16 protein-coding genes and 1 pseudogene are annotated in these 22,411 nt (G+C 72.0%); 9 read left to right on the forward strand and 8 right to left on the reverse strand.

Features of this window, described 5'->3' with window-relative positions:
* Positions 1–8 precede the first annotated feature (8 nt).
* From RBJ65_RS06695 to RBJ65_RS06705, 3 genes are all read left to right on the forward strand, one after another.
* A complete protein-coding gene (locus RBJ65_RS06695) occupies positions 9–2,318 on the forward strand; it encodes an excinuclease ABC subunit UvrA (protein ID WP_306316590.1) in 2,310 nt (769 codons plus the stop codon).
* A gap of 75 nt (positions 2,319–2,393) precedes the next feature.
* Complete coding sequence (gene ddaH / locus RBJ65_RS06700) at positions 2,394–3,170, forward strand: dimethylargininase (RefSeq protein ID WP_306316589.1); 777 nt, start codon at positions 2,394–2,396, stop codon at positions 3,168–3,170.
* Positions 3,171–3,264: 94 nt separating this feature from the next.
* A complete protein-coding gene (locus RBJ65_RS06705; RefSeq protein WP_306316588.1) occupies positions 3,265–4,242 on the forward strand; it encodes an acyl-ACP desaturase in 978 nt (325 codons plus the stop codon).
* A 46-nt stretch (positions 4,243–4,288) separates the two neighbouring features.
* Here the strand turns inward: RBJ65_RS06705 and RBJ65_RS06710 are convergent, their stop codons facing one another.
* The 3 genes from RBJ65_RS06710 to RBJ65_RS06720 form a co-directional block, all read right to left on the reverse strand.
* The gene (locus RBJ65_RS06710) at positions 4,289–7,648 is read right to left on the reverse strand and encodes a hypothetical protein (RefSeq protein ID WP_306316587.1); all 3,360 of its coding nucleotides are present in this window, start codon (positions 7,646–7,648) and stop codon (positions 4,289–4,291) included.
* Between the two features lie 57 nt (positions 7,649–7,705).
* Positions 7,706–7,948: a WhiB family transcriptional regulator gene (locus RBJ65_RS06715; protein ID WP_306316586.1), complete on the reverse strand. Its 243-nt coding sequence runs from the start codon at positions 7,946–7,948 to the stop codon at positions 7,706–7,708.
* Between the two features lie 158 nt (positions 7,949–8,106).
* Complete coding sequence (locus tag RBJ65_RS06720) at positions 8,107–8,898, reverse strand: VOC family protein (protein ID WP_306316585.1); 792 nt, start codon at positions 8,896–8,898, stop codon at positions 8,107–8,109.
* A gap of 247 nt (positions 8,899–9,145) precedes the next feature.
* On the opposite strand from RBJ65_RS06720, the gene RBJ65_RS06725 reads away from it, so the two are divergent.
* Positions 9,146–10,366 carry a glycoside hydrolase family 64 protein gene (locus tag RBJ65_RS06725; protein ID WP_306316584.1) on the forward strand — a complete coding sequence of 407 codons (1,221 nt, stop codon included), beginning with the start codon at positions 9,146–9,148 and terminating at the stop codon, positions 10,364–10,366.
* A 47-nt stretch (positions 10,367–10,413) separates the two neighbouring features.
* On the opposite strand, the gene RBJ65_RS06730 is transcribed toward RBJ65_RS06725, so the two are convergent.
* The 4 genes and pseudogenes from RBJ65_RS06730 to RBJ65_RS06745 all read right to left on the reverse strand — a co-directional run bounded on the left by RBJ65_RS06730 (position 10,414) and on the right by RBJ65_RS06745 (position 14,640).
* Positions 10,414–12,000, reverse strand: a complete 1,587-nt coding sequence (locus RBJ65_RS06730; protein WP_306316583.1) for a GMC family oxidoreductase — start codon at positions 11,998–12,000, stop codon at positions 10,414–10,416.
* 196 nt (positions 12,001–12,196) lie between these two features.
* A pseudogene (locus RBJ65_RS06735) lies at positions 12,197–12,592 on the reverse strand (ABC transporter permease); the annotation flags it as partial.
* Complete coding sequence (locus tag RBJ65_RS06740; RefSeq protein ID WP_306316582.1) at positions 12,589–12,798, reverse strand: hypothetical protein; 210 nt, start codon at positions 12,796–12,798, stop codon at positions 12,589–12,591. The pseudogene RBJ65_RS06735 and the gene RBJ65_RS06740, both read right to left, overlap by 4 nt.
* A gap of 411 nt (positions 12,799–13,209) precedes the next feature.
* Complete coding sequence (locus RBJ65_RS06745; RefSeq protein WP_306316581.1) at positions 13,210–14,640, reverse strand: cytosine permease; 1,431 nt, start codon at positions 14,638–14,640, stop codon at positions 13,210–13,212.
* A 71-nt stretch (positions 14,641–14,711) separates the two neighbouring features.
* On the opposite strand from RBJ65_RS06745, the gene RBJ65_RS06750 reads away from it, so the two are divergent.
* On the forward strand, positions 14,712–15,341 hold the full coding sequence (locus RBJ65_RS06750) for a TetR/AcrR family transcriptional regulator (RefSeq protein ID WP_306316721.1): 630 nt from the start codon (positions 14,712–14,714) through the stop codon (positions 15,339–15,341).
* Positions 15,342–15,455: 114 nt separating this feature from the next.
* Positions 15,456–17,081 (forward strand): amidohydrolase, encoded by a 1,626-nt coding sequence (locus RBJ65_RS06755; RefSeq protein WP_306316580.1) that lies wholly within the window; start codon positions 15,456–15,458, stop codon positions 17,079–17,081.
* 6 nt (positions 17,082–17,087) lie between these two features.
* Here the strand turns inward: RBJ65_RS06755 and ligD are convergent, their stop codons facing one another.
* On the reverse strand, positions 17,088–18,155 hold the full coding sequence (gene ligD / locus RBJ65_RS06760) for a non-homologous end-joining DNA ligase (protein WP_306316579.1): 1,068 nt from the start codon (positions 18,153–18,155) through the stop codon (positions 17,088–17,090).
* Between the two features lie 73 nt (positions 18,156–18,228).
* Between ligD and RBJ65_RS06765 the strand changes: the two genes are divergently transcribed.
* The 3 genes from RBJ65_RS06765 to RBJ65_RS06775 all read left to right on the forward strand — a co-directional run bounded on the left by RBJ65_RS06765 (position 18,229) and on the right by RBJ65_RS06775 (position 22,192).
* Positions 18,229–19,293: an ATP-dependent DNA ligase gene (locus RBJ65_RS06765; protein ID WP_306316578.1), complete on the forward strand. Its 1,065-nt coding sequence runs from the start codon at positions 18,229–18,231 to the stop codon at positions 19,291–19,293.
* 141 nt (positions 19,294–19,434) lie between these two features.
* The gene (locus RBJ65_RS06770; RefSeq protein WP_306316577.1) at positions 19,435–21,228 is read left to right on the forward strand and encodes an FAD-dependent oxidoreductase; all 1,794 of its coding nucleotides are present in this window, start codon (positions 19,435–19,437) and stop codon (positions 21,226–21,228) included.
* 49 nt (positions 21,229–21,277) lie between these two features.
* The gene (locus RBJ65_RS06775) at positions 21,278–22,192 is read left to right on the forward strand and encodes a DUF3048 domain-containing protein (protein ID WP_306316576.1); all 915 of its coding nucleotides are present in this window, start codon (positions 21,278–21,280) and stop codon (positions 22,190–22,192) included.
* The last annotated feature ends 219 nt before the right edge of the window (positions 22,193–22,411 follow it).

The raw sequence follows: 22,411 nt of genomic DNA on the forward strand, positions 1-22,411 counted from the left end.
TCGCCGGCATGAGGCACACGAACTACCTGCACATCGTCGGCGCCCGCGAGAACAACCTCCAGAACGTCACCCTCCGCATCCCGAAGAACCAGCTCACCGTCTTCACGGGCGTGAGCGGTTCCGGGAAGTCCTCGGTCGTCTTCGACACCATCGCCGTGGAGTCGCAGCGGCAGCTCAACGAGACGTACACGTGGTTCGTCCGCAACCGGCTGCCGAAGTTCGAGAAGCCGCACGCGGACGCCCTGGAGGAGCTGACGCCCGCGATCGTCGTCGACCAGAAGCCGATCGGCGGGCACTCGCGGTCCACGGTCGGCACCATGACCGACGTGTACTCGGTGATCCGCGTGCTGTTCTCGCGGCACGGGACGCCGAGCGCGGGGCCCGCGACGGCGTACTCGTTCAACGACCCGAGCGGGATGTGCCCGGAGTGCGACGGGCTCGGGCGCACGGTGCGGCCCGATTACGACCGCATCCTCGACCCTGCGAAGTCGCTCGCGGGCGGCGCGATCCTGTTCCCGCCGTTCGCGGTCGGCACCTGGCAGGGGCAGACGTACACCGAGACCCCCGACCTCGACACCACCAGGCCGGTGGGGGAATTCAGCGCAGCCGAGCGGGAGTTCCTGATGCGCGGGCGGGGCGCGAAGGTGAACGTCGCGAACACCGGCGGCCGCCGCGACATCGACTTCGAGGGGCTCGCCGACCGCTTCGAGCGCCTCTACCTCAACCGGGACCTGTCGACGCTCAGCCAGCGCACCCGCGACCTCGTCGACCGGTATCTGACGGAGGTCACCTGCCCGGTGTGCGCAGGGGCGCGCCTGAACGCCGCCGCGCTCGCCACCCGCGTCGAGGGCCTGGGCATCGCCGAGTGCACGCGCATGGAGGTCAGCGAGCTGATCCCCGTACTGCGCCGCATCGAGGACCCGGTGGCCGGGCCGATCGCCGAGGCCGCCGTCACCGCCCTCGAACGCATCGAGGCGATCGGCCTCGGCTACCTCAGCCTGGACCGGGAGACGTCCACGGTGTCCGGCGGCGAGGGCCAGCGCCTGAAGACCGTACGGCACCTGGGTTCGAGCCTGACCGGGATGACGTACATCTTCGACGAGCCGAGCGTCGGCCTGCACCCGCGCGACGTGGGACGCCTCAACGATCTTCTCCTCCGCCTGCGCGACAAGGGGAACACCGTCCTCGTCGTCGAGCACGACCCGGATGTCATCGCCGTCGCTGACCACGTCGTCGACATGGGACCGCGCGGCGGCGCGGACGGCGGGCACGTCGTCTTCGAGGGCACGCCGAAGGCCCTGCGCGACGCGGACACCCTCACCGGCCGCTGCCTGCGCCGCACCGGCGGCGTGAAGGCGGACCCGCGCCCGGCGACCGGCCACATGACGATCGAGGACGCCCGGCTGCACAACCTCAAGAACGTCACCGTCCGCGTGCCGACCGGAGTGCTCACGGCGGTCACCGGCGTCGCGGGCTCCGGCAAGAGCTCCCTGGTCTCGGGGGCGTTCTGCGCCGCGCGCCCCGAGGCGGTGGTCGTCGACCAGTCCTCCATCGGGATCTCGGGGCGCTCCACCCCGGCGACGTACCTCGGGATCATGGACACCGTACGGAAGGTGTTCGCGCGCGAGACGGGCACGAAGCCGGGCCTGTTCAGCTTCAACTCGGACGGGGCGTGCGAGCGCTGCGAGGGGCGAGGCGTGATCTACAGCGATCTCGCGTTCATGGATCCGGTGACGACCGTGTGCGAGGCGTGCGGCGGGCGCCGCTTCAACGAGCGGGTGCTCGGCCTGACGGTGCGCGGGCGCTCGGTCGCGGACGTGCTCGACATGACGGCCGCGCAGGCCCTCGACTACTTCGCCGACCTCGACGACAAGGGCGTACGCCGCCGGCTGCGCGCCCTGCACGAGGTCGGTCTCACCTATCTCACGCTCGGCCAGCCGCTGAGCACCCTCTCCGGCGGCGAACGCCAGCGCATCAAACTGGCCACGCAACTCCACCGCACAGCGGCGACCTATGTCCTGGACGAGCCGACGACCGGCCTCCACATGGCGGACGTGGACGGACTCGTGGCGCTGCTCGACCGGCTCGTCGACGCGGGCAACTCCGTGGTGGTCGTCGAGCACAACCTCGATGTGGTCCGGCGGGCGGACTGGATCATCGATCTGGGGCCTGAGGGCGGCCGGCACGGCGGCGAGGTCCTGTTCGAGGGCACACCGGCCCAACTCCTCGACGCGGAGGGCTCGTTCACGGCCGAGCACCTGCGGCGGGCCGTCGCGGGGGCCGACGGGCCGAGTGAGGAGGCGGTGACGGCCGCGTAACAGGGGATTCCGCGACACGTGTCGCCCTGTGCATGATGTGCGCCGTCACCCCATTTCGTCGCCATGGAGTACGCCGTGCCCAGCAAGAAGGCCCTCGTCCGCCGCCCCGGCCCGCGCCTCGCGGACGGGCTCGTCACCCATATCGAGCGGACCCCCGTCGACGTCGACAAGGCGCAGGAGCAGTGGAGGGGGTACGTCGACGCGCTGGAGTCGCACGGCTGGGAGACGTTCCTGGTGGAGCCGGTCGACCTGTGCGCGGACGCGGTGTTCGTGGAGGACGCCGTGGTGGTGTTCCGGAACGTGGCACTCATCACCCGGTCCGGCGCGGAGTCGCGGCGCCCGGAGACGCCGGGGGTCGAGGAGGCGGTGGCGCGGCTCGGCTGCTCCGTGAACTGGGTGTGGGAACCGGGCACCCTTGACGGCGGCGACGTACTGAAGATCGGCGACACGATCTACGTAGGGCGCGGTGGGCGCACCAACGCGGCGGGCGTGCACCAGTTGCGCGCCGTCTTCGAGCCGCTCGGCGCGCGCGTGGTCGCGGTTCCGCTCAGCAAGGTGCTGCACCTGAAGTCGGCGGTGACGGCGCTCCCCGACGGCACGGTGATCGGCCACCCGCCGCTGGTGGAGCACGCGTCCCTCTTCCCGAGCTTCCTCCCCGTCCCCGAGGAATCGGGGGCGCACGTGGTCCTCCTCGGCGGCGACCGCCTGCTCATGGCCGACAGCGCGCCGAAGTCGGCGGAGCTCTTCTCGGACCTGGGATACGAGCCGGTTCTGGTGGACATCTCCGAATTCGAGAAGCTGGAGGGCTGTGTGACCTGCCTCTCAGTTCGGCTGCGAGAGCTCCACACGTAACCACGGCCTTTATGGGGCACTTAACCTACGGCAACGTAACCTACGACACCGTAGGTATCTCCGCTCGCACCATCTCCGTCCCCCAGGAGCTTCCGTGACCGTCATCTCCCCCCGCCTCGGCTCGTCGACCACATGGACCGACGCCCGCCTGCTCTACGCGCTGGAAGAAGTCGTCGAGCAGGAGCTCAACAGGCACCTCAAGGTCGCCAAGGACTGGATGCCGCACGACTACGTGCCGTGGTCGGACGCCCGCAACTTCCCGCAGTTCTTCGAGGACGGCGAGGAGTGGTCCAAGGAGCAGTCCAAGGTCACCGAGATCGGCCGCACCGCCCTCATCGTCAACCTCCTCACCGAGGACAACCTCCCCAGCTACCACCACGAGATCGCCTCGCTGTTCGGCCGCGACGGCGCGTGGGGCACGTGGGTGCACCGCTGGACGGCGGAGGAGGGGCGGCACGGCATCGTGATGCGCGACTACCTGCTCGCCTCGCGCGCCGTCGACCCCGACAAGCTCGAAGCGTTCCGCATGTCGCACATGAGCGAGGGCTTCGAGTCGGACAACCGGCACTCGATGCTGCACTCGGTCGCCTACGTCTCCTTCCAGGAGCTGGCCACCCGCATCTCGCACCGCAACACAGGACACCAGTCCGGGGACCCGGTCTGCGACCGCATGCTCTCCCGTATCGCCACGGACGAGAACCTGCACATGGTCTTCTACCGCAACCTCCTCAAGGCCGCCTTCGAGATCGCCCCCGACCTCACGATGCAGGCCGTCCGCGACGTCGTCGTCAACTTCCGGATGCCGGGACACGGCATCCCCGGCTTCGAGCGCGCGGCGGCGCAGATGGCGATCGGCGAGGTCTACAACCTCCGCATCCACCACGACGACGTCCTCTCCCCCGTCCTCCGCTTCCTGAAGGTCATGGAGATCGACGGCCTCGGCCCCGAGGGCATCAAGGCCCAGGAGGAACTGGGCCTGTACATGAACGGCCTGGACAGCGAGGCGTCGAAGTTCGACGAGAAGCTGGCGGCCCGGAAGGCGCGGATGGCGGCGCGGGCGGCCGGCGCCTGATGTCTGACACCTGACGCCCGGCGGGGTCCCCTTGCGGCGCGCCGCGTCAGGCCGTGGCGACCCGCACCGCCGCGTCCCGGACGTCCGGACACGGGTGCCCGCGCAGCGCCGCCAGCTCGGCGCGCCACGGCGCGGGCCACGCGGACCGCTCCCCCGCGGCCACCGTGATCGCCCACGCGAAGAGGCCCTCCGTGTGGGCGTCGGCCTCGCGCAGTGCCCGCGCCACCCGGTCGAGCCCCTCCGGCAGCACTTCCTCGCGGCGCAGCCGCGCGCGCAGGGAGTCGGCCGTGCGGGCGGCGAGGGCGGGGCGGTCGGCGTGCAGCAAAGCCAGTTCCCGCAGTGCGGGCTCCGGCGCCGCGGGGTCGAGCGCGCCGAGCAGCACCTGCGCGGCCGACGGTACGAACGCGTCCCGCTCGGCGAGCAACTGGGCCACGGTGCGGGCGGCGGGGCGCAGCGTCGGGTCGTGGGGCGCGCGGTCGGCCAGCAGCCGGGCGACATACTCGACGCGGCGGTGCGCGGGACGGTCCTGTTCATCGCCCGCGTCCGGCTCGGGCCCGTGACCCATGAGGGCGGTCAGCGCGGCGCACAGCACGCCCGTCCCTTCGGGTGTGCGGGCGGCCTCCTTCACCAGGCCCTCCGCCGCGTGGTGCCACAACTGCGGGGCCCCGCGCGGCACATCGCCGAGGGCGCGGGCGAACACCTGTGGCGCCCGCGGCGACCAGACCGCCCAACCGCCGAGGGCGGCGAGGGCGGTGGCCGCGAGTTCGTCGTCGTCCGTGTCGGCCACGGCGGCGACGAGCTCCGCGTAGCGGGCCCGGTGGGCCGGGGCGACGTAGAGCGGCGCGCGGCGCAGGGCGGCGTTGCGCAGTACGGCCTCGCGTCCCGGGCTCGCCGCGTCCGTGAGGATCTCCCAGGCGGGTTCCTCGGCGAGGAGTTCCTGCGCGGCGAAGGCGACACAGGTGGCGCGTACGTCGCGGTGGGTGTCCTCGGCCGCGTAGGCGCGGGCGAGCAGGCGGGCCGCTTGTGGCGCGGGGAGGCGGAGCGCGGCGAGACGGACGCCTTCCTTGCGGCTGGTGACCTTCTTGCCGGGGGCGGTCAGCAACTCCGTGAGCATCGGGGCGAGTTGGGACGGCGCTACGTGCCGTGACGCCTGCGCCGCCGCGTACACGGCGACCCTGGCGCGGTCGCCGCCCGCATGGCCGAGCAGCGACGCGAGGTCGTCGCCGCTGCGGCCGAGCACACCGAGGGCCGCCTCGGCGAGGGTGACATCGGAGGACTCGGCCCACTCCTGGGCCAGGGCGCGACCCCCTTCCGGCACGTCGGCGGCGCTCCGGATGGCGTCGACGCGCCGCCAGTACCGGAGCCCGGCGTCATCGACGATGCACCGCAACTGCCTTACGTAGGACCGCTGTTGGCGCGGCAGCCAGCGCCGCACCGCCGCCGCCCCGCCCACCGGGAACGCCCAGGCGCTCTTGGCCGTCAGGAACCGCCCGTACGGCGGCTCGTCGGCGAGGAAGCGGTCGAGGAGGTCGGTGCGCCGATACGCCACCACGCCGGCCACCCACGGGAGCCGCACGGCGGACGGCTCCAGGTCGAGGACGTGCGCGACCCGTTCGTCGCGGGTCGCGCGCGGTTCGAGCCACAGCCGGATCGCCTCCTGGGCCGTGTCGTCGTCGCCGTGCTCGACGGCGCGCCGCAGCCACTCCTGAAGCTCCGTCATCCCCGCGGCCCGGTGCTCGGCGCCGCGGGCCAGCGCGAGGGCGAGGCGGTAGTCGTTCTTCTCGGCCTCGGCGGCGATGCGGGGGCGGACCGCCTCGTACACCTGGTGTTCCTGGCCGCGGCGCAGCCTGCTGCCGAAGCGGCCGAGGTGGTCGCCGCGGTAGTGGTCGTACAGCGCGGCGAGGACGTCCAACGCCCAGTCGACGCCGGCGCGCTCCGGCCGTCCGGCGTGTTCGCACAGCACGTTGACCGCGAGCCGGTACAGCGCGCCGCCCGTTGACGAGGAGCGGTCGCGTGCCTGTACGGCGTCGGTGACCAGGCGTCCGAGGTGCGGCAGCGCGTCCGTCGACCAGAACGCGGGGCGCACGTCGTCGGCGAGGGCGCACAGCGCGGCGCCGCGCACCGGGTCCTGCTCATTGCGCAGCCGCTCCGCCAAGTCCGCGACCAGCTCCGTCAGTTGACCGGCGTCGGCGGCGCGGGCGACATTGCGGACCAGCAGCGGCCAGGCCACGGCCCGGTCGTCGGCGAGCGGCCTGCGGGTGGCCGCTCGCAGCGCCTCGCGCGCCTCGCCGGGCGGCAGGTAGGACTCGGCGCGCAGCACGGTCGCCCAGTCGGCGCCGTGCCCCCGGGCCGCATCGGCCGCGCGCCGGGCCACGGCGGCGACGCTCCTGCGCGGCAGCGCGTCGAGGAGCGCGGTGTGGACGCCTTCGTGCGCGGTGCCCCGCCCGGCCATGGCCGTCTCGTACGTGGTCCGGCGCTCGGCCGGTGCCTGCGCGCGCAGCAGCGCCGCGAGGTCGTCGGGGTCCTCCGCGAGCGCGCGAGCGTAGTCGTCGAGTTCCGGGGCCCCGGAGCGGGCGAGGGCGCGCAGCGCGGCGGTGTTCAGCCGGCGGGGTCCTGGCAGCGACGCGCGCCACGGCCCCGTGTACATCCGCAGCACCCGCTCCGGCGCCGCCTTCGCCAACACGCCGACACAGGGCGCGAGTTGGCCCGGGAAGCGGGCGGGCGGGCATGCGTCGAGCAGGTCGAGGACGCGCGACGGTTCGGCCGGGGCGACGGCGACCAGCATCGGCGCGTACCGCTGGAACCACCCGCCACGGGCGTTCGCCGGGACCGCCGCCGCCGACCGCTCGGCGACGTCGAGCAGCACACCGGGGTGCCGCCTGACGAGCGACCGCCACCCCCGCACGGCATGGAGCACCTCCGGCAGGAGCCGCGCCACGACACCCTCCGAGCAACCGGGCAGCAGCCGCGCGGCCTCGACATCGCCCCAGGCCGCTCGCACCTCGTCCACGAGACGGTCGGCGAGCGCCGGGCGGCGGCCGGCCGAAAGGAACCCGAGGATCCCCCGGCGGACGGCCTCGGACGCGTCCCGCAGGGCGGCCTCGAACGCGGCGTCGGGCACGTCGAGTCCCTGCGCCGCCCGGAGCGCGTGCCCCCGTACGAACGGGTCGGGGTCGGCGAGGTGCGAAGCCACCCGGTCGGCGTCCCGCCCGGCGCAGGCGAGCAGCGCGCAGACGCTCCGCTCGTAGGGCCCACCGGCGTTCAGCTCGGCCGTCACGGCCCCGAGTTCGCCGCTCGCGGCCAGTTCCCCGGCCCGCCGAGCGGCCTCCCGTACCCGCTCCGGGTAGGACACGGGATCGAGGTCGGCGAGGAGCCGGGCGGCAGCGGTGTCATACGGATCGGACATGCGACGAGTGTGCCTGCCGACGCCGGGCGCACCCAACGAATATCTCCCCGTCCGGCGTCACGTACGCCGCAGCCGATGTCGCTCCTTCTCCGAGAGTCCGCCCCACACACCGAACCGCTCATCGTGTGTGAGGGCGTACTCGAGGCACAGCTGCCGGATCGGGCACAGCCCGCAGATCGTCTTGGCCTCGCGGACCGAGCTTCCCGGCTCGGGGAAGAAGAACTCGGCACCGGTCTGGGCGCACAGGGCCTGGTCCTGCCAGGTGGGGCCGGCAGGCGTAAGGGTCGTGTTCGCATACATACGGCCACCCTGCCGCCCACCAAAAAACGTTTGATCAACGCTCAATCAACGAACGCCAACCCAAGCCCCGCACCTCAAGCCCCGCCGGCGATTGAGGCGCGGGGTCCGGGGCAGAGCCCCGAGACGCCACGCCCATCACCGGCCACCGACATCCGGCCTCACCCCTGCTCAGGGTCCCCCTTCAACACCGCGAACCCCGCCCCATACGGATCCACCAACTTCGCGATCCGCCCCACCCCGGGAATACTGACCGGCGCGGAGCGCACCGTGCCGCCCAACTCCTGCGCCCGGTCCGCCACCCCGTCCACATCCGAGACGTGGATGTACGGCGTCCAGTGCGGGTCCGCCCCGGCCTCCGCCGGGTCACTGCCCAGGGGGACCATGCCCCCGAACATCGCGTTCTCGTCCGTGCCCGGAGGGTTCACCGTCGTGTACGAACCGCCGGGGAACTCGACGTCGAACGCGCCCCAGTCGAAGACCGAGCCGTAGAACCGCTTCGCCTCCGACACGTCCGGGACGTACAGCTCCACCCAGTTGAGGCTGCCGTCGTCCTTGATGTATTCGAGGCCCTTGTTCTTCCCCGGCTGCCAGATGCCGAAGGGGGCGCCCGCCGGGTCGGTGAAGACGGCCATCCGGCCCAGGTCGAACACGTCCATCGGCCGCAGCAGGACCCCGCCGCCGGCCTGCTCGACGGCCTTCGCCGTGGCGTCCGCGTCCGCGCTCTGGAAGTACACGGTCCAGCCCGGCTCGCCCTGCTCCGCGGTGACGGTCATGGCGCCGCTCACCGTCCTGCCTTCAAGCTGGAACGTTCCGTATCCGCCCGCTTCGGGTCCTGCCGACTGGAACGTCCAGCCGAAGAGGCCGCCGTAGAACGAGATCGCGCCGTCCATGTCGGGGGTGCTGAGGTCCAGCCAGTTCGGCGCGCCGTTCACGAACTCAGTGGTGATCATGCGTCTTGCCCTCCTCGTCGAGGGGTTCTCTTCTCGGACTCCAGAGTCTTCCACCGGGCACTGACAATCGCCGTTCCAGCCCGCTGACCTGGGCTGGTCCAGACCGGCGCCGCACACCAGTCCGTCTTCAACAGTTGAACGCAAACAAATCTTGAGAGCGCTCTCTGCCCAAAGTATTGACGCCTCTGTTCACCCTCGCCACAGTAGGGCTCCCCCCCACACCCCCCACATTCAGGGAGTGCCCATCGTGATCTCGCGCAGAATATTTCTCGCCAGTGCCGGAGCGGGCCTCGCCACCACCGCGGCGGCGCTGACCGTGCCCTCCTGGACCGCGGGCGCCGCCCCGGCCACCTGTGAACTGGCCCTGGAGAACAAGTCGTTGACCGGCACGGTGCACGCGTACGTCACCGGTCACGAGAACGGGACCGGCAACTGGGTGCTGCTGCGCTCCGACGGCAGCGTCTACCACCCGGAGTCGCCGAGCGCCCCGCAGACCCCACTGCCCGTCGACTGCGCCATCCCGCTCGGCGCCCCCGGTTCGGCGCCGAAGGTCGTGACGCTGCCTCAGATGTACGGCGCCCGGGTCTACTTCGTCCGCGACGACACGCTCGACTTCTTCCTCAACCCCGGCCCCTCGCTCGTCGAGCCGGCCTTCGCCACGAAGGAGGACGCGAACTACGGCAAGACCTGGTCGTTCTGCGAATTCACCTTCAACGCCGACCAGTTGTACGCCAACATCAGCTACGTAGACCTGGTGACGGCCCTCCCCATCGGCCTGAAGCTGGAGGGCGACGCCACGCACACCGTCGCCCCGCTCCCGGACGGCGCCGTCGACAAGATCGCCGCGGATCTCGCGGCGCAGGCCGCCAAGGACGGGCAGCCCTGGGACAAGCTCGCCATCAAGGGCGGGGACGGGAAGGTGCTGCGCGTGATCTCCCCGCAGAACCTCATGGCGCCGTACTTCGACCGGCCGGACGAGATGCCGTTCCGCGACGTGTGGGGCGGCTACATCGACAAGGTGTGGGAGAAGTACGCCTCGACTGACCTCACCATCGACCTACAGGGCGGGCGCGGCGTGTTCACCGGCCGGGTCAGCGGCGACACCCTCACCTTCAACGGCGGTCACACCTTCGCCAAGCCCGCGTCGAAGGACGTCTTCACCTGCAACCACGGGCCGTTCGCCAACAACCCGGCCGACTCCGACGACAAGAAGGGCATCCTGTCCCGCCTCGCCGCCGGCTTCAACCGCAGCATCATGCTGACGCACACCTCACAGCCCAACGGCCTCACCTCGGCCGACTACTACCAGGACGCCACGACCAACCACTGGTCGCGCATCGTGCACGCCAACTCCCCCATCGGCTACGCGTTCCCGTACGACGACGTACAGGCCGACGGGCAGCCGGACGTGTCCGGCGCGGCGCACGACGGCAGTCCGCGCCGGTTCACGGTGAGCGTGGGCTCGTAACGCGTGGGCTCAGGGTTCGTGGGCCCGTAACTCCCCTTGCGGGCCCACTATTTGGTGGCGTCCTCGCGGATCAGGTCGGCGGCCCGCTCCGCGAGGGCGACCGTCGGCGCGTGCGTGTGGCCGCGCGTGATGCGCGGCATCACGGAGGCGTCGACGACGCGCAGGCCCTCGGTGCCGCGCACCCGGAGCCGGGGGTCGGTGACGGAGCCCTCGTCGGAGCCCATCCGGCAGGTGCCGACCGGGTGGTAGAGGGTCTCTGCGCCCGCGCGCACGGCGCGGGTCAGCGCCTCGTCGTCGACGACACCCGGGTAGCCGGCCATCGGCTCGGTGTGGTGCCCGGCGAGGGCGCTGTCGGCGAGCAGTTCCTCCGCTCGCCGCACACCGGCGACCAGCGTGCGCACATCGCCCTCGTGCGCCAGGTAGTCCGGGTCGATCCGCACCCCGGAGTCGCGGCCCGTCGGGGTGATCCGGCCCTCGCTCTCGGGCTGGAGCAGGATCACGCCGACCGTGAGCCCGTGCTCGGTCGGCGCCTCCAGGCCGTGGTTCACGAACGGGACCGGCGCGTACACCAACTCGATGTCGGGCGCGGTCAGTTCGGGCCTGGTGGCGAGGAAGGCGACGGCCTCGCCGACGTTCGAGGTGAGCGGTCCGCGCCCGCCGAGCAGGAAGCGGGCGATGTTGGCGGGCGAGTCGGCGCCGGTGAGCGTGATGGGCTTCGCGGCGCGGACGGTGACCGCGTAGGAGAGGTGGTCCTGGAGGTGGCGGCCGACGTCGAGGGATTCGACGAGGGTGTCGATGCCCGCCTCGGCGAGGGTCTCCGGGTCGCCGATGCCCGCCTGTTGCAGCAGTTGCGGCGAGTTGACGGCACCGGCGGAGAGGATGACCTCGCGGGTGGCGCGCAGGGTGCCCGCCGGGATCCCGGAGGCGACGACGCCCGCGGCGCGGGTGCCGTCGAAGTCGATGCGGGCGACGCGGGCGCCGGTGTAGATGTCGAGGTTGGGGCGGCGCGCGGCGGGCTTGAGGTAGCCGTCGGCGGCGCTCCAGCGGCGGCCCTTGTACTGGTTGAGCGGGGTGAGGGCGAAGCCGGAGTGGTCGGCCTGGTTCAACTCGTCGAGTTCGCGCAGCCCTTGGGAGCGGCAGGCGTCGAGGAACGCGGTGGTGGTCGGGTTCGGGTGGCGCGGCGGCGAGATGTGCAGCGGGCCCTGCGCCCCGTACACGGAGTCGGCGCGCGCGGCGCCCTGCCAGTGCTCGGCGCGCTGGAAGTAGCGTACGAACTCGTCGTACGACCAGGGGGATCCGGCGACCTCGCCCCACGCGTCGTAGTCGGCGCGGTGGCCGCGCACCCACATCATGGCGTTGATGGCGGAGGAGCCGCCGAGGGTGTGTCCGCGCGGCCAGTACAACTCGCGGTCGTTCAGGGCGGCTTGCTTGGTGGTCGAGTAGTCCCAGTCGTACGGCGTCTTGAAGAGCTTGGGGAACGCGGCCGGGATCTTGATCTCGGTCTTGTTGTCGCGCGGCCCGGACTCGACGAGGGCGACCTTGACGGAGGGGTCCTCGGAAAGCCGCCCGGCAAGCACGCAGCCGGCGGATCCGGCTCCGACGATGACGTAGTCGTACGTACGGTCCTTGCTCAACGCGACTCCTCGGTGTTCCAGGCCACATACGGGTGGCACCGATGCTCTACTCCCCGGTAAGCGCTGTCCAGGGCCCGTTGTGCGGGATGCGGGGGGATCACGTCACGAGGCGGTCACGTTCCGCTGCCGCGCACTCCGAGGTCGGCGAGCAGGCGGCGGCGGTGCGCGCGGCACAGCTCGGCCACGAGGTCCTGCACACCATGAACAGCGGTACGAGGGCGAGGAACGGGATGCTGCGCAGGGTTTGCAGGGAGGAGTCGAGGAGTTCGTCGCCGAGCCGGGTGAAGCCCGTGACGACACCGAGGGTGAGTCCGGCGGTGAGGCCGATGACGAGCCCAGATCCGGAGCGGGTGAGGGAGGCGGCGAGGGCGTCGGGGAGTTGTCTGTTGCCCCACAACTCCCTTACGGCGTCGAGGACTTCGGCCGGTTGGGCGAGCACGTCCCGGGTGAGCAGGCCGGTCGCCGATGCGGCCCACCAGGCGGCGAGCAGGGCGAACGGTCCGAGGGCGCGCAGGGTGAGGGCGAGTCCGCGGCGGCGGGGGCGGACGCGCGGCGGGCGGGGTGACTCAAGGGTGGTGACCGGCGCGGTCACTTGAGTTTCCGCACGTCGAGGACGTGGCGCGCGATGTCGACCTTCTTCTCGGTGACCTTCTGTTCGGCGTAGAACGCGGCCACCTTCTCGAATCGGCGCAGCTCCGCGCGGCCGATCGGCTCGACGGTGGCCGCGCGCCGCATGATGTCGAGCTGCGCGGTCCGCGCCCGCCCGGCGACGGCCTGCGGGCCGGCGTCGGTGTTCACGTTGAGGTACGCGGCCGGGTAGCGCCGCTCCTTGGCGCTGCCGGAGTGGAGGGGTGACGGATATGCCGCCCTCTCCGTCCGCCTCCCCCTCGGTGTCCGCGCACCCGGCGAGCGGGACGAGGGCCGATGCCGCCAGGAGCGCCACGAGCGGCGTCCGGGCGGCGATGACGTTCGGTGTGCGCATGCGGGGTCCTCGCGTACGACGACGGCTGCGGGCCCGGGAGGGAACGGGCGCGGCCGGACGCCGGAGCGGGGAGGCGGGGCCGCGCCGTTCCCACCTTCACCCTGACGCTCGTTCAACTTCCGCTGACAGGGCGCCAATCGGGAGCGCGTGATGCACGCGACCGCTTGCGCGAGGATCTCGACGGAGCCGGGTGCTCCCCCGCACGCCGTGCGCCACCGCCGGTGCCGCTATGCGGGCCGCGGTGCCGCGGAGCGCCGCATCGTCAGGGTGTAGCAGGCGCACGACACGAGCATGCCGACCGGCAGTTCGAGGTCGACGTCGCCGAGGGCGGCGGAGATCGGGCCGGTGAAGTAGAGGGTGTTCACGCAGAGGGCGGCCATGGCGGCGCCCGCCACCAAGGAGACCGCGCCCGCCCAGTTGACTCCCCCGCGGTACCAGAAGGGGCTGCCGGGCGACTCGTCGGTGAGCGCGAGCCCGTCGTAGCGGCCCTGGCGCAGCACGATGTCCGTCGCGTAGATCGCCACGCTCGGACCGAGCAGGACGACGGTCAGCGACATGACATTGCTGACGGTGTCGAGGAAGTTCGAGACGAGCAGCCCGTACAGGGTCAGCGCGACGGCGGCCGTGCCGTCGAACAGGACGCTGACGGAGCGGCGGATGCGCAGCCCGACGGCTTGGAGCGCGAGCCCCGCGCTGTACGCGGTCAGGGCGTTGATGGCGATGGTGCCGAGGACGAGGGCGAGCAGGAAGACCGGGGTGAACCAGCCGGGCAGGATCGTCTCCAGGGCCGCCTGCGGGTCGGTCATGTCGACGGTGGTCGCGGCGAGGGCGCCCAGGGCGGAGACCGCCACTCCGGGCAGGAAGCCGCCGAGCGCGGTCCAGCCGACGATCGCCCGCTTCCGCGTCGTGCGCGGCAGATAGCGGGAGAAGTCCGCGCTGGTGGTGTACGAGAGGGGGCCCGACGCGATGAGGGTGACTCCGGCGATGACCGTGGCCCACAAGTCGAGCCCGTTGAGCGGGTGTTGGGGTGCGTAGCCGAGGTCGGCGTGCTGGACGACGACGACCGCCACGACGGCGAAGGCCGCGGCGAGGGCCAGCGTGATCGGCAGGTACAGCTTCATGATCAGCGCGTGGCCGTAGACGCTGATGGTGAGGGTGAGCGCCGCGATGACGACGATGACGACGGTCTTGACCTCAGTGTTCACCGGGATGCCGACCTTCGCGACGAGCGAGAACGCGGCGACGGCGGCGGCCGACAGGTTCAGCGCGAAGTAGCAGACGGAGATCAGCCAGCCGACGATCGCGTTGTTGACGCGGTTGCCGATGACGCCGAAGAGGGCGCGGGTGATGACCTCGCTGGGGGCGCCCGCGGCGGGTCCCGGGACGGAGAGCCAGCCGGTGAGGATCCAGAACAGGTTGCCGACGACCAGGACCGCGAGGGCCTGCCACAGGTTCAGGCCCATGAGAACCAGGGCGCCGCCGACCACCAGGCCCAGGTAGTTGATGCCGCCCGCGGCCCACACCGAGAACAACTCCCGGGGTCTGCCCCGGCGTTCGGAGTCGGGTATGTGGTCGATGCCGTGGGCCTCGACGCGGGTGGCCACCGTCCGGTCGTCGGGTGGCGCTGCTGGGTACGGCTCGCGTTGCGTGGACGCCATGGGGCCCTCCGGGGTGCTGGTCTCGTCCCACCTGCTTGCTTATTGGTCGCACACTCAATAGCGTGACGGGCATGACGTCAAGCGTTGAGCGCAAGCGAATCCGAAAATCTCCGGCGACCAGACGTGCGGAAATCGTTGCGTGCGCCGCTGTGGTTGCGCTTTCCGAAGGTTTGGAGTGCATTACGCTGCGGCGCGTCGGGGAGGATCTGGGCGTTCGGCCCGGGCTCGTCAGCCACTACTTTCCGTCGGTGGAGGAGCTGGTCGCGGAGGCGTTCGGGAGCGCGGCCACCGGAGAGCTCGACGCACTTCTTCCCGCCGAGCCGGCGACCGCCTCTGCTGTCGAGCGGCTCGCCGCGTTTCTCGCACGGACGGCGGGGCCGGCGTGGGACGACATCAGTCGACTGTGGATCAACGCGCGGCATTTGAGCCGGTACCGGCCCTCACTGCGGGCGCGCGTCGAGGAGCAGGAGGCGGCGTGGCGGGGGCGCCTCACGGGGCTCCTGGCGGAGGGCGTGGAGCGGGGGGAGTTCCGCGCCGCGGAGGATCCGGAGGTCGTGGCGATGCGGATTTTGGTCGTGCTGGACGGGCTTGGGGCGAATGCGGGGGCTGACGCCGAGTCTTTGCCGGTAGGTGTTGCGCGGATGGCGTTTCGGCTTGCCGAGCGTGAGCTTGGGCTCCGCGAGGGGGTGTTGGGCGTGTAGCGCCGCGACGGTGTTGCGGTCGCGGGGCGCTGCCCCGGACCCCGCGCCTCAATCGCCGGCGGGGCTCAATTGTCCCGACCGGACCGAACCATTCCGTAAGGAGCAACCCCCACCATGCCCAACCCGCACCTCGTCCTCCACAACGCCCGGTTTCTCGACCCCGCCACCGGCGGCTTCCTTCCGCACACCGCGCTCGCCGTGACCGACGGGGTCATCAGCGCGCTCGGTGACGACCGGGAGGTGCGGGCGGTCGCGGGGAATGGGACCGTCACCGTCGACCTGAAGGGGGCCGTTGTCACGCCGGGGCTCGTCGACGGGCATCTGCATCCCGTGCACGGGGCCGAGCTCACCGCCGGGGTGGACCTCTCCCGGTGCCTGACCCTCGATGACGTACGCCGTGAACTAGCGCACGCGAAACGGGAGTTGACGGACGGGTCCTGGCTGCACGCCTGGGGGCTCGATCCGAATGTGTTCGGGGAGCGGGACGTGGCGGCGGACGCGCTGGCGCCCGTGCTGGACGACGTGCCCGCGTTGCTCCAACTCTTCGACGCCCACTCGATGTTGGCGAGCCCGCGTGCGCTCGAACTCGCGGGGGTGGACGGTCCGCGGGTCTTCGACCAGGCGGCCGAGGTGGTGTGTGACGCCGAGGGGCGGCCGACCGGGCTGCTGTTGGAGGACGCCGCGTGCGAGCTGGTCGAGCGGGCCGCCCCGCGGCCGGGCCGGGCCGAGCGCCGGGAGCGGGTCGCGCGGACGCTGCGGGAGATGGCCGCGAGCGGCCTCACGGGTGGGCACGCCATGGACGCGGGCGGGGACAGCCTTGAGCTGTACGGGGAGTTGGACACGGCCGGGGAGCTGACCGTGCGGCTGCGGGTGGCGCCGTGGTGCCAGCCGGGGGCGGATGCCGACGCCGTGCGTGAGCTCGTCCAACTACAGGCGCGGGGTGGCAAGTTGTGGAGCGTCGACGGGGTGAAGCTGTTCATGGACGGCACCATCGACAACGGCACCGCGTGGCTGGAGCGGCCCGACTGTCACGGGGAGTCGACGCACGCGTTCTGGCCGGAGCCGGCCGCGTACACCGAGGTCGTCGGCGCCCTGCACCGGGCCGGGGTGCCGACCGCGACGCATGCCATCGGGGACGCGGCGGTGCGGCACGCGCTCGACTCCGTGGAGAAGGCGGGAGGCGGGGCCCCCAGTGGCGTACGGCATCGGGTCGAGCACATCGAGACCGTGCCGGACGACACGGTGCGGCGGTTCGCCGAGTTGGGGGTGATCGCGTCGATGCAGCCCACGCACTGCTGCGAGTTCACGCGGGCCGACCACAGCGACAACTGGTCGCGGCGGCTCGGCGAGGAGCGGGCGGGGCGGGCCTGGCGCTGCCGGGACCTGTGGGACGCGGGGGCGACGGTGGTGCTGGGTTCGGACTGGCCGATCGCGCCGTACCCGCCGCTCGGCGTCATGGCGGGGGCCCGGCACCGGCGGCCGAGCCGGGATCTGAGCCTGCCGCCGCACGGCATCGAGCAGGCGCTGACCGGCCTTGAGGCGCTGCGGGCGATGACGGTGAACGCCGCCTACGCCGCCGGTGAGGAGCGGGTCGCGGGGCGGATCGCGGTCGGCTACCGGGCCGACCTCACGGCGTTCGGCGCGGACCCGGCCACCGTACCGGCGACCGAACTCCCGGATGTGCCTGTGCGGTTGACCGTACTCGGCGGGCGGGTGACCCACCGGGGCGAGGACGTGTAGGGCTGGTCAACTGCCGTCGCCCTCCTCGTGCTTGGCGCGGCTCGGCTGGACCCGTTTCGGTTCGCCCGGCATCTTCGGGTATTCGGGCGGATACGGCAGGTCGCCGAGGCCGCGGTCCTTCTCGTCGCGGTCGGCGAGTTCGAGGAGGGCGTCGAGTGCGTACCGCTCCTTGTCCATGTCTGCGTGTACGTCGCCGAGTTCGGCGTACCGCTTCGGCATGGTGCTGATGTCGAAGTCGCGGGGCAGCGCGTCGCCCAGCTCGTCCCAGGTGAGCGGGGCGGAGACGGGCGCGTGCGGGCGGGCGCGGACCGAGTACGCGGAGGCGATGGTGCGGTCGCGGGCCGTCTGGTTGTAGTCGACGAAGATGCGCTCGCCGCGCTCCTCCTTCCACCAGGCCGTGGTGACGAACTCCGGCATTCTGCGCTCCAGTTCGCGGCCGCAGGCGATCGCGGCGCGGCGCACCTCGGTGAATGTCCAGCGCGGTTCGATGGGCACGAAGACGTGCAGGCCGCGCCCGCCGGAGGTCTTGGGCCAGCCGTGCAGTCCGCCGAAGTCGTGGAGTACGGCGCGCAGTTCGCGTGCGGCGTGCACGGCGTCGGCGTAGTCGGTGCCGGGCTGCGGGTCGAGGTCGATGCGGAGTTCGTCGGGGTGGTCGGGGGCGTCACGGCGCACCGGCCAGGGGTGGAAGGTGAGGGTGCCGTACTGGGCGGCCCAGATCACGGCCGCGACCTCGGTCGGGCACATCTCGTCGGCGGTGCGGCCCGAAGGGAAGGTGATCGTGGCGGTCGGGATCCAGTCGGGCAGGTTCTTCGGCGCGCGCTTCTGGTAGAAGGACTCGCCGGTCACGCCCTCGGGGTAGCGCTCCAGGGTGGTGGGGCGGTCGCGCAGGGCGCGCAGGATGCCGTCGCCGACCGCGAGGAAGTACTGCGCGAGATCGAGCTTGGTGTACGTCGCCGCCCCGCCGTCGGGGAAGAACACCTTGTCGGGGCTGGAGAGACGCACCGTCCGCCCACCCGCGTCCAGTTCCACCGCCGCACCCTTGCCTTTGCCGCCCTGTCCACCCTTGCCGCCCATGCGCTCACGTTAGGCCGAAAGAACGTAACGCGCATACCGGGCGATACGGCACCGTAGAGGACAGAATCGGGGCATGGATCTTCCCGTGATGCCGCCGGTCCGGCCCATGCTCGCCAAGTCCGCCGCCAAGATCCCCGCCGGGATGCACTATGAGGCGAAGTGGGACGGCTTCCGGGCGATCGTGTTCAGGGACGGCCCGGAGATCGAGCTCACGAGCCGCACCACCAAGTCTCTGACCAGGTACTTTCCCGAGCTGGTCGAGGCGCTCGCCGAGCGGCTCCCGGAGCGCTGCGTGCTCGACGGGGAGATCGTGATCGCGCGGGACGGGCGCCTCGACTTCGACGCGCTCACCGAGCGGATCCACCCGGCCGCCTCCCGCGTGCGGACCCTCGCCGAGCGAACCCCGGCGTCGTTCGTCGCCTTCGACGTGCTGGCCCTCGGCTCCGAGACCACGGTGGAGCTGCCGCTCGCCGACCGCAGACCGCTGCTCGAACAGGCCCTCGCGGGCGCCTCGGCCCCACTGCACCTGGCCCCGGCGACCACCAGCGCCGAGCTCGCGCAGAGCTGGTTCGAGCGGTTCGAGGGGGCGGGCCTCGACGGCGTCGTCGCCAAGCCGCTCACCCTGCGCTACCGGCAGGACGAGCGCCTCATGTTCAAGATCAAGCACGAGCGGACCGCGGACTGCGTGGTCGCCGGGTACCGCTTCCACAAGAGCGGCCCGGTCGTCGGCTCGCTGCTGCTCGGCCTGTACGACGACGGGGGCACGCTGCAGCACGTCGGGGTGTGCGCGGCGTTCACGATGAAGCGCCGCACCGAACTGGTCGCCGAGCTTGAGCCGCTGCGCATGGCCGCCGACTCGCCCGACCACCCGTGGGCCGCCTGGACGGACGAGGCCGCGCACGAGGGCCGGCGGATGCCGGGCGCCACCAACCGCTGGTCGGGCAAGAAGGACCTGTCGTGGGTGCCGCTGCGCCCGGAGCTCGTGGCGGAGGTGGCGTACGACCACATGGAGAACGGGGCGCGCTTTCGCCACACGGCCCGCTTCCGCCGCTGGCGCCCGGACCGGACCGCGGAGAGCTGTACGTACGCGCAGCTGGAGGAGCCGGTGCGGTTCGACCTGGCGGATGTGCTGCGCTGACGACGTACTGGGCTGACGACGTACTGGGCTGAACACCGGGCACGCGTGTGTCTTCCGTGTCGAGGGTGATCCCCCTATGCTCCGGCGCCCTACCGACTTACCACCGGTAAGCGGAATCCGGGCGAGCGAGGGGGACGCGGCATGGCGGGAACTGGGGTCGGGGCGAGTCGGCGCGGATTCATGGCGGGGGCCGGGGCGGGTGTCGCCGCGGCGGGGCTCTCGGTCGCCGGCGCCCCGCAGGCGGAGGCGCAGGCGCGACAAGCAGCGGGGGCGGGGCGGAAGGTCGCCGTGCTCGGCGGCGGGGTCGCGGGGCTCACCGCGGCGCACGAACTGGCCGAGCGCGGCTTCGCCGTCACCGTCTACGAGCGCCGGGCGCTCGGCGGCAAGGCCCGCAGCATGGACGTACCGGACAGCGCGAAGGGGAACCGGAAGCCGCTGCCCGGCGAGCACGGTTTCCGCTTCATTCCGGGGATCTACCACAACCTCCCCGACACGATGCGCCGCATCCCGTTCCCCGGGAACGCGAACGGCGTGTGGGACAACCTGGTCGCGCCGAACGAGATGATGTTCGCGCGCGGCGGCGGCCGCGAGGACATCCGGCTGCCGCTGCTGTGGCCGGGGAACCCGCCGCCCACGCCCGGCCTCGACGACATCCGGCGCGGCCTCACCGCCGTCCTGGACACCGTCGCCAATCTGCCGCTGAACGAGACCGCGTACTTCGTGAACCGCGTCCTCACCTTCCTGACCAGCTGCGACGAGCGGCGCGACGAGGAGTGGGAGGCCACCGCCTGGTGGGACTTCACACGGGCCGGGCAGATGTCGGAGGACTACCAGCGGATCCTCGCGGTCGGCGTGACCCGCAACATCGTGGCGACGAAGGCCGAGGAGGCGAGTACGCGGACGGTGGGCACGCTGCTCGAAGCGTTCGTCTTCAACCTCCTCGGGCGCGGCGCCGACGGCCCCCTCGACCGCATCCTCGACGCCCCGACGAACGAGGCGTGGATCGACCCGTGGGTGGACCATCTCCGGTCTCTGGGCGTGGAGTTCAGGCTCGGCTGGACGGTACGCGACCTGGGCTACGCCGACGGCCGGATCACGAAGACGGTGATCGAGGACCCGGACGGCGCCCGTCACGACATCACCGCCGACCACTATGTGCAGGCGATGCCGGTGGAGCACGCGCGCGGCACATGGAGCGCCGAACTCAAGGCGGCGGACCCGCAGTTGGCGGAGTGCGACGAGCTGGAGACGGACTGGATGACGGGCATCCAGTTCTATCTGACGGAGCGCCCTGACCTCCTCCACGGGCACTTCAACTGCATCGACTCGCCCTGGTCGTTGACGGGCATCGCGCAGGCCTCGCACTGGCGGCCGGAGCGGGACTTCCCCGCCGACTACGGCGACGGTGTCGCGGTCGACTGTCTGTCCGTGGACATCTCCGAGTGGGACAAGCCCGGGACGCTGTACGGGAAGACGGCGAAGGAGTGCACGCGCGAGGAGGTCGCCAAGGAGGTGTGGGCGCAGCTCAAGGCGGCGCTGAACGACACCGGGAAGACCACCCTGCGCGACAGCACGCTGCACGCGTGGTTCCTCGACCCCGGCGTCGACGGCATCGGCACCCCGCACCCCACCAACGCCGACCAGCTCCTCATCCACCCGGTGGGCACCCTGCACCACCGCCCCTCGGCGCGCACCGCGATCCCGAACCTCTACCTCGCCGGTGACTACGTCGCCGTCCCCATCGACCTGGCGACGATGGAGGGCGCCAACACCTCCGCCCGGATCGCCGTCAACGCCCTTCTGGAGCAGGCGGGTTCGGACGCCGAGCGCTGCACGGTCACGGAGCTGCACCGCGAGCCGGCCCTCGAACTCCTCAAGCGCCAGGACCGCGCCCGCTACCGGATGGGCCTGCCGAACGCGCTCGACCTGGGGTGAGCGGGTGCGCCCGCGCGGGTATGGGGAATCCGTGGACGGGATGGACGGGATGGACGGTGCAGTACGCAGGCGTGCGGTCGTGGCCGGTGCGCTCGGGGTGTTCGCGGCGGCGTGTTCGCCAAGTCGGCTGCCTGGTGGGGGCAGTTCGGAGTCGCCGCGTGCGCCGCTGCTCGCCGTGAAGGTCGACAACGTGGGCCCGGCGCGGCCGCAGACCGGGCTCGACGAGGCGGATCTCGTCTACGTCGAGCAGGTCGAGGCCGGGCTCAGCCGGCTCATGGCGGTGTTCGGCTCGCGGCTTCCGAAGGTGGTCGGGCCGGTGCGCAGTGCGCGCGAGACCGACCTGGAACTGTTGCGCCAGTTCGACCGGCCGACGCTCGCGTACTCGGGGGCGCAGAGTGCGCTGCGTCCTTCGATCGAGGCGGCGCCGCTGCGGGCGGCTCCGCCGGGTGGCGGGTTCGGTGCCGCGTACTTCCGGGGTTCCGGCAGGCCCGCGCCGCACAACTTGTACCTGCGGCCCGCGAAGTTGGGGGAACCCGCGGCGGGGGTGCGGGCGGGAGAGGTGGCCGGGTTCGAGTTCGCGGAGCGGGTGCCGAAGGGTGGGCGGGTGGAGGTGGAGCGTACGGTGCGCTTTCCTGCGGCGCGCTTCACCTTCAACTGGGCGTCGGGCGAGGGCCGTTGGCTGGTGTCGATGGACGGTCGCCCGGCGACGACCGCGGCCGGGGCGCGGCTCGGCGCGCCGTCGGTCGTGATCCAGTACGTCGACGTCCAGTCGTCCCGCTTCCACGACCGCTCCGGCAACGTGTCGCCGCTGTCGCGGACGGTTGGGGAGGGGCGGGCGGTGGTGCTCCGCGATGGGCGGGTGTACGCGGCACGGTGGCGTCGGCCGGGGCCTGCGACCCCGACAACCCTCACGTTGCCGCTGGCGCTGGGCGGCCCGGTCTGGGTCATCTTGACGCCCCGGTGAGTTACGCCCCCGGGGCTCCGCCCCGGACCCCGCGCCTCAATCGCCGGCGAGGCTTGATTACCCGAACCGGCGTTACACCCCGCGCCTCAATCGCCGGCGAGGCTTGAATGGCTCACCTTTCGACACAACCGCGCCCCATCAAGCCCCTGCGGCGATTGAGCAGCGGGGTCCGGGGCGGAGCCCCGATCTTTTCAGCCCGGCCGGCGTTCGAGGCGCGGA

Origin of the sequence: Streptomyces sp. KL109B (genome assembly GCF_030766935.1) — a bacterium.
In the GTDB taxonomy this organism is placed as follows: Bacteria; Actinomycetota; Actinomycetes; order Streptomycetales; family Streptomycetaceae; genus Streptomyces.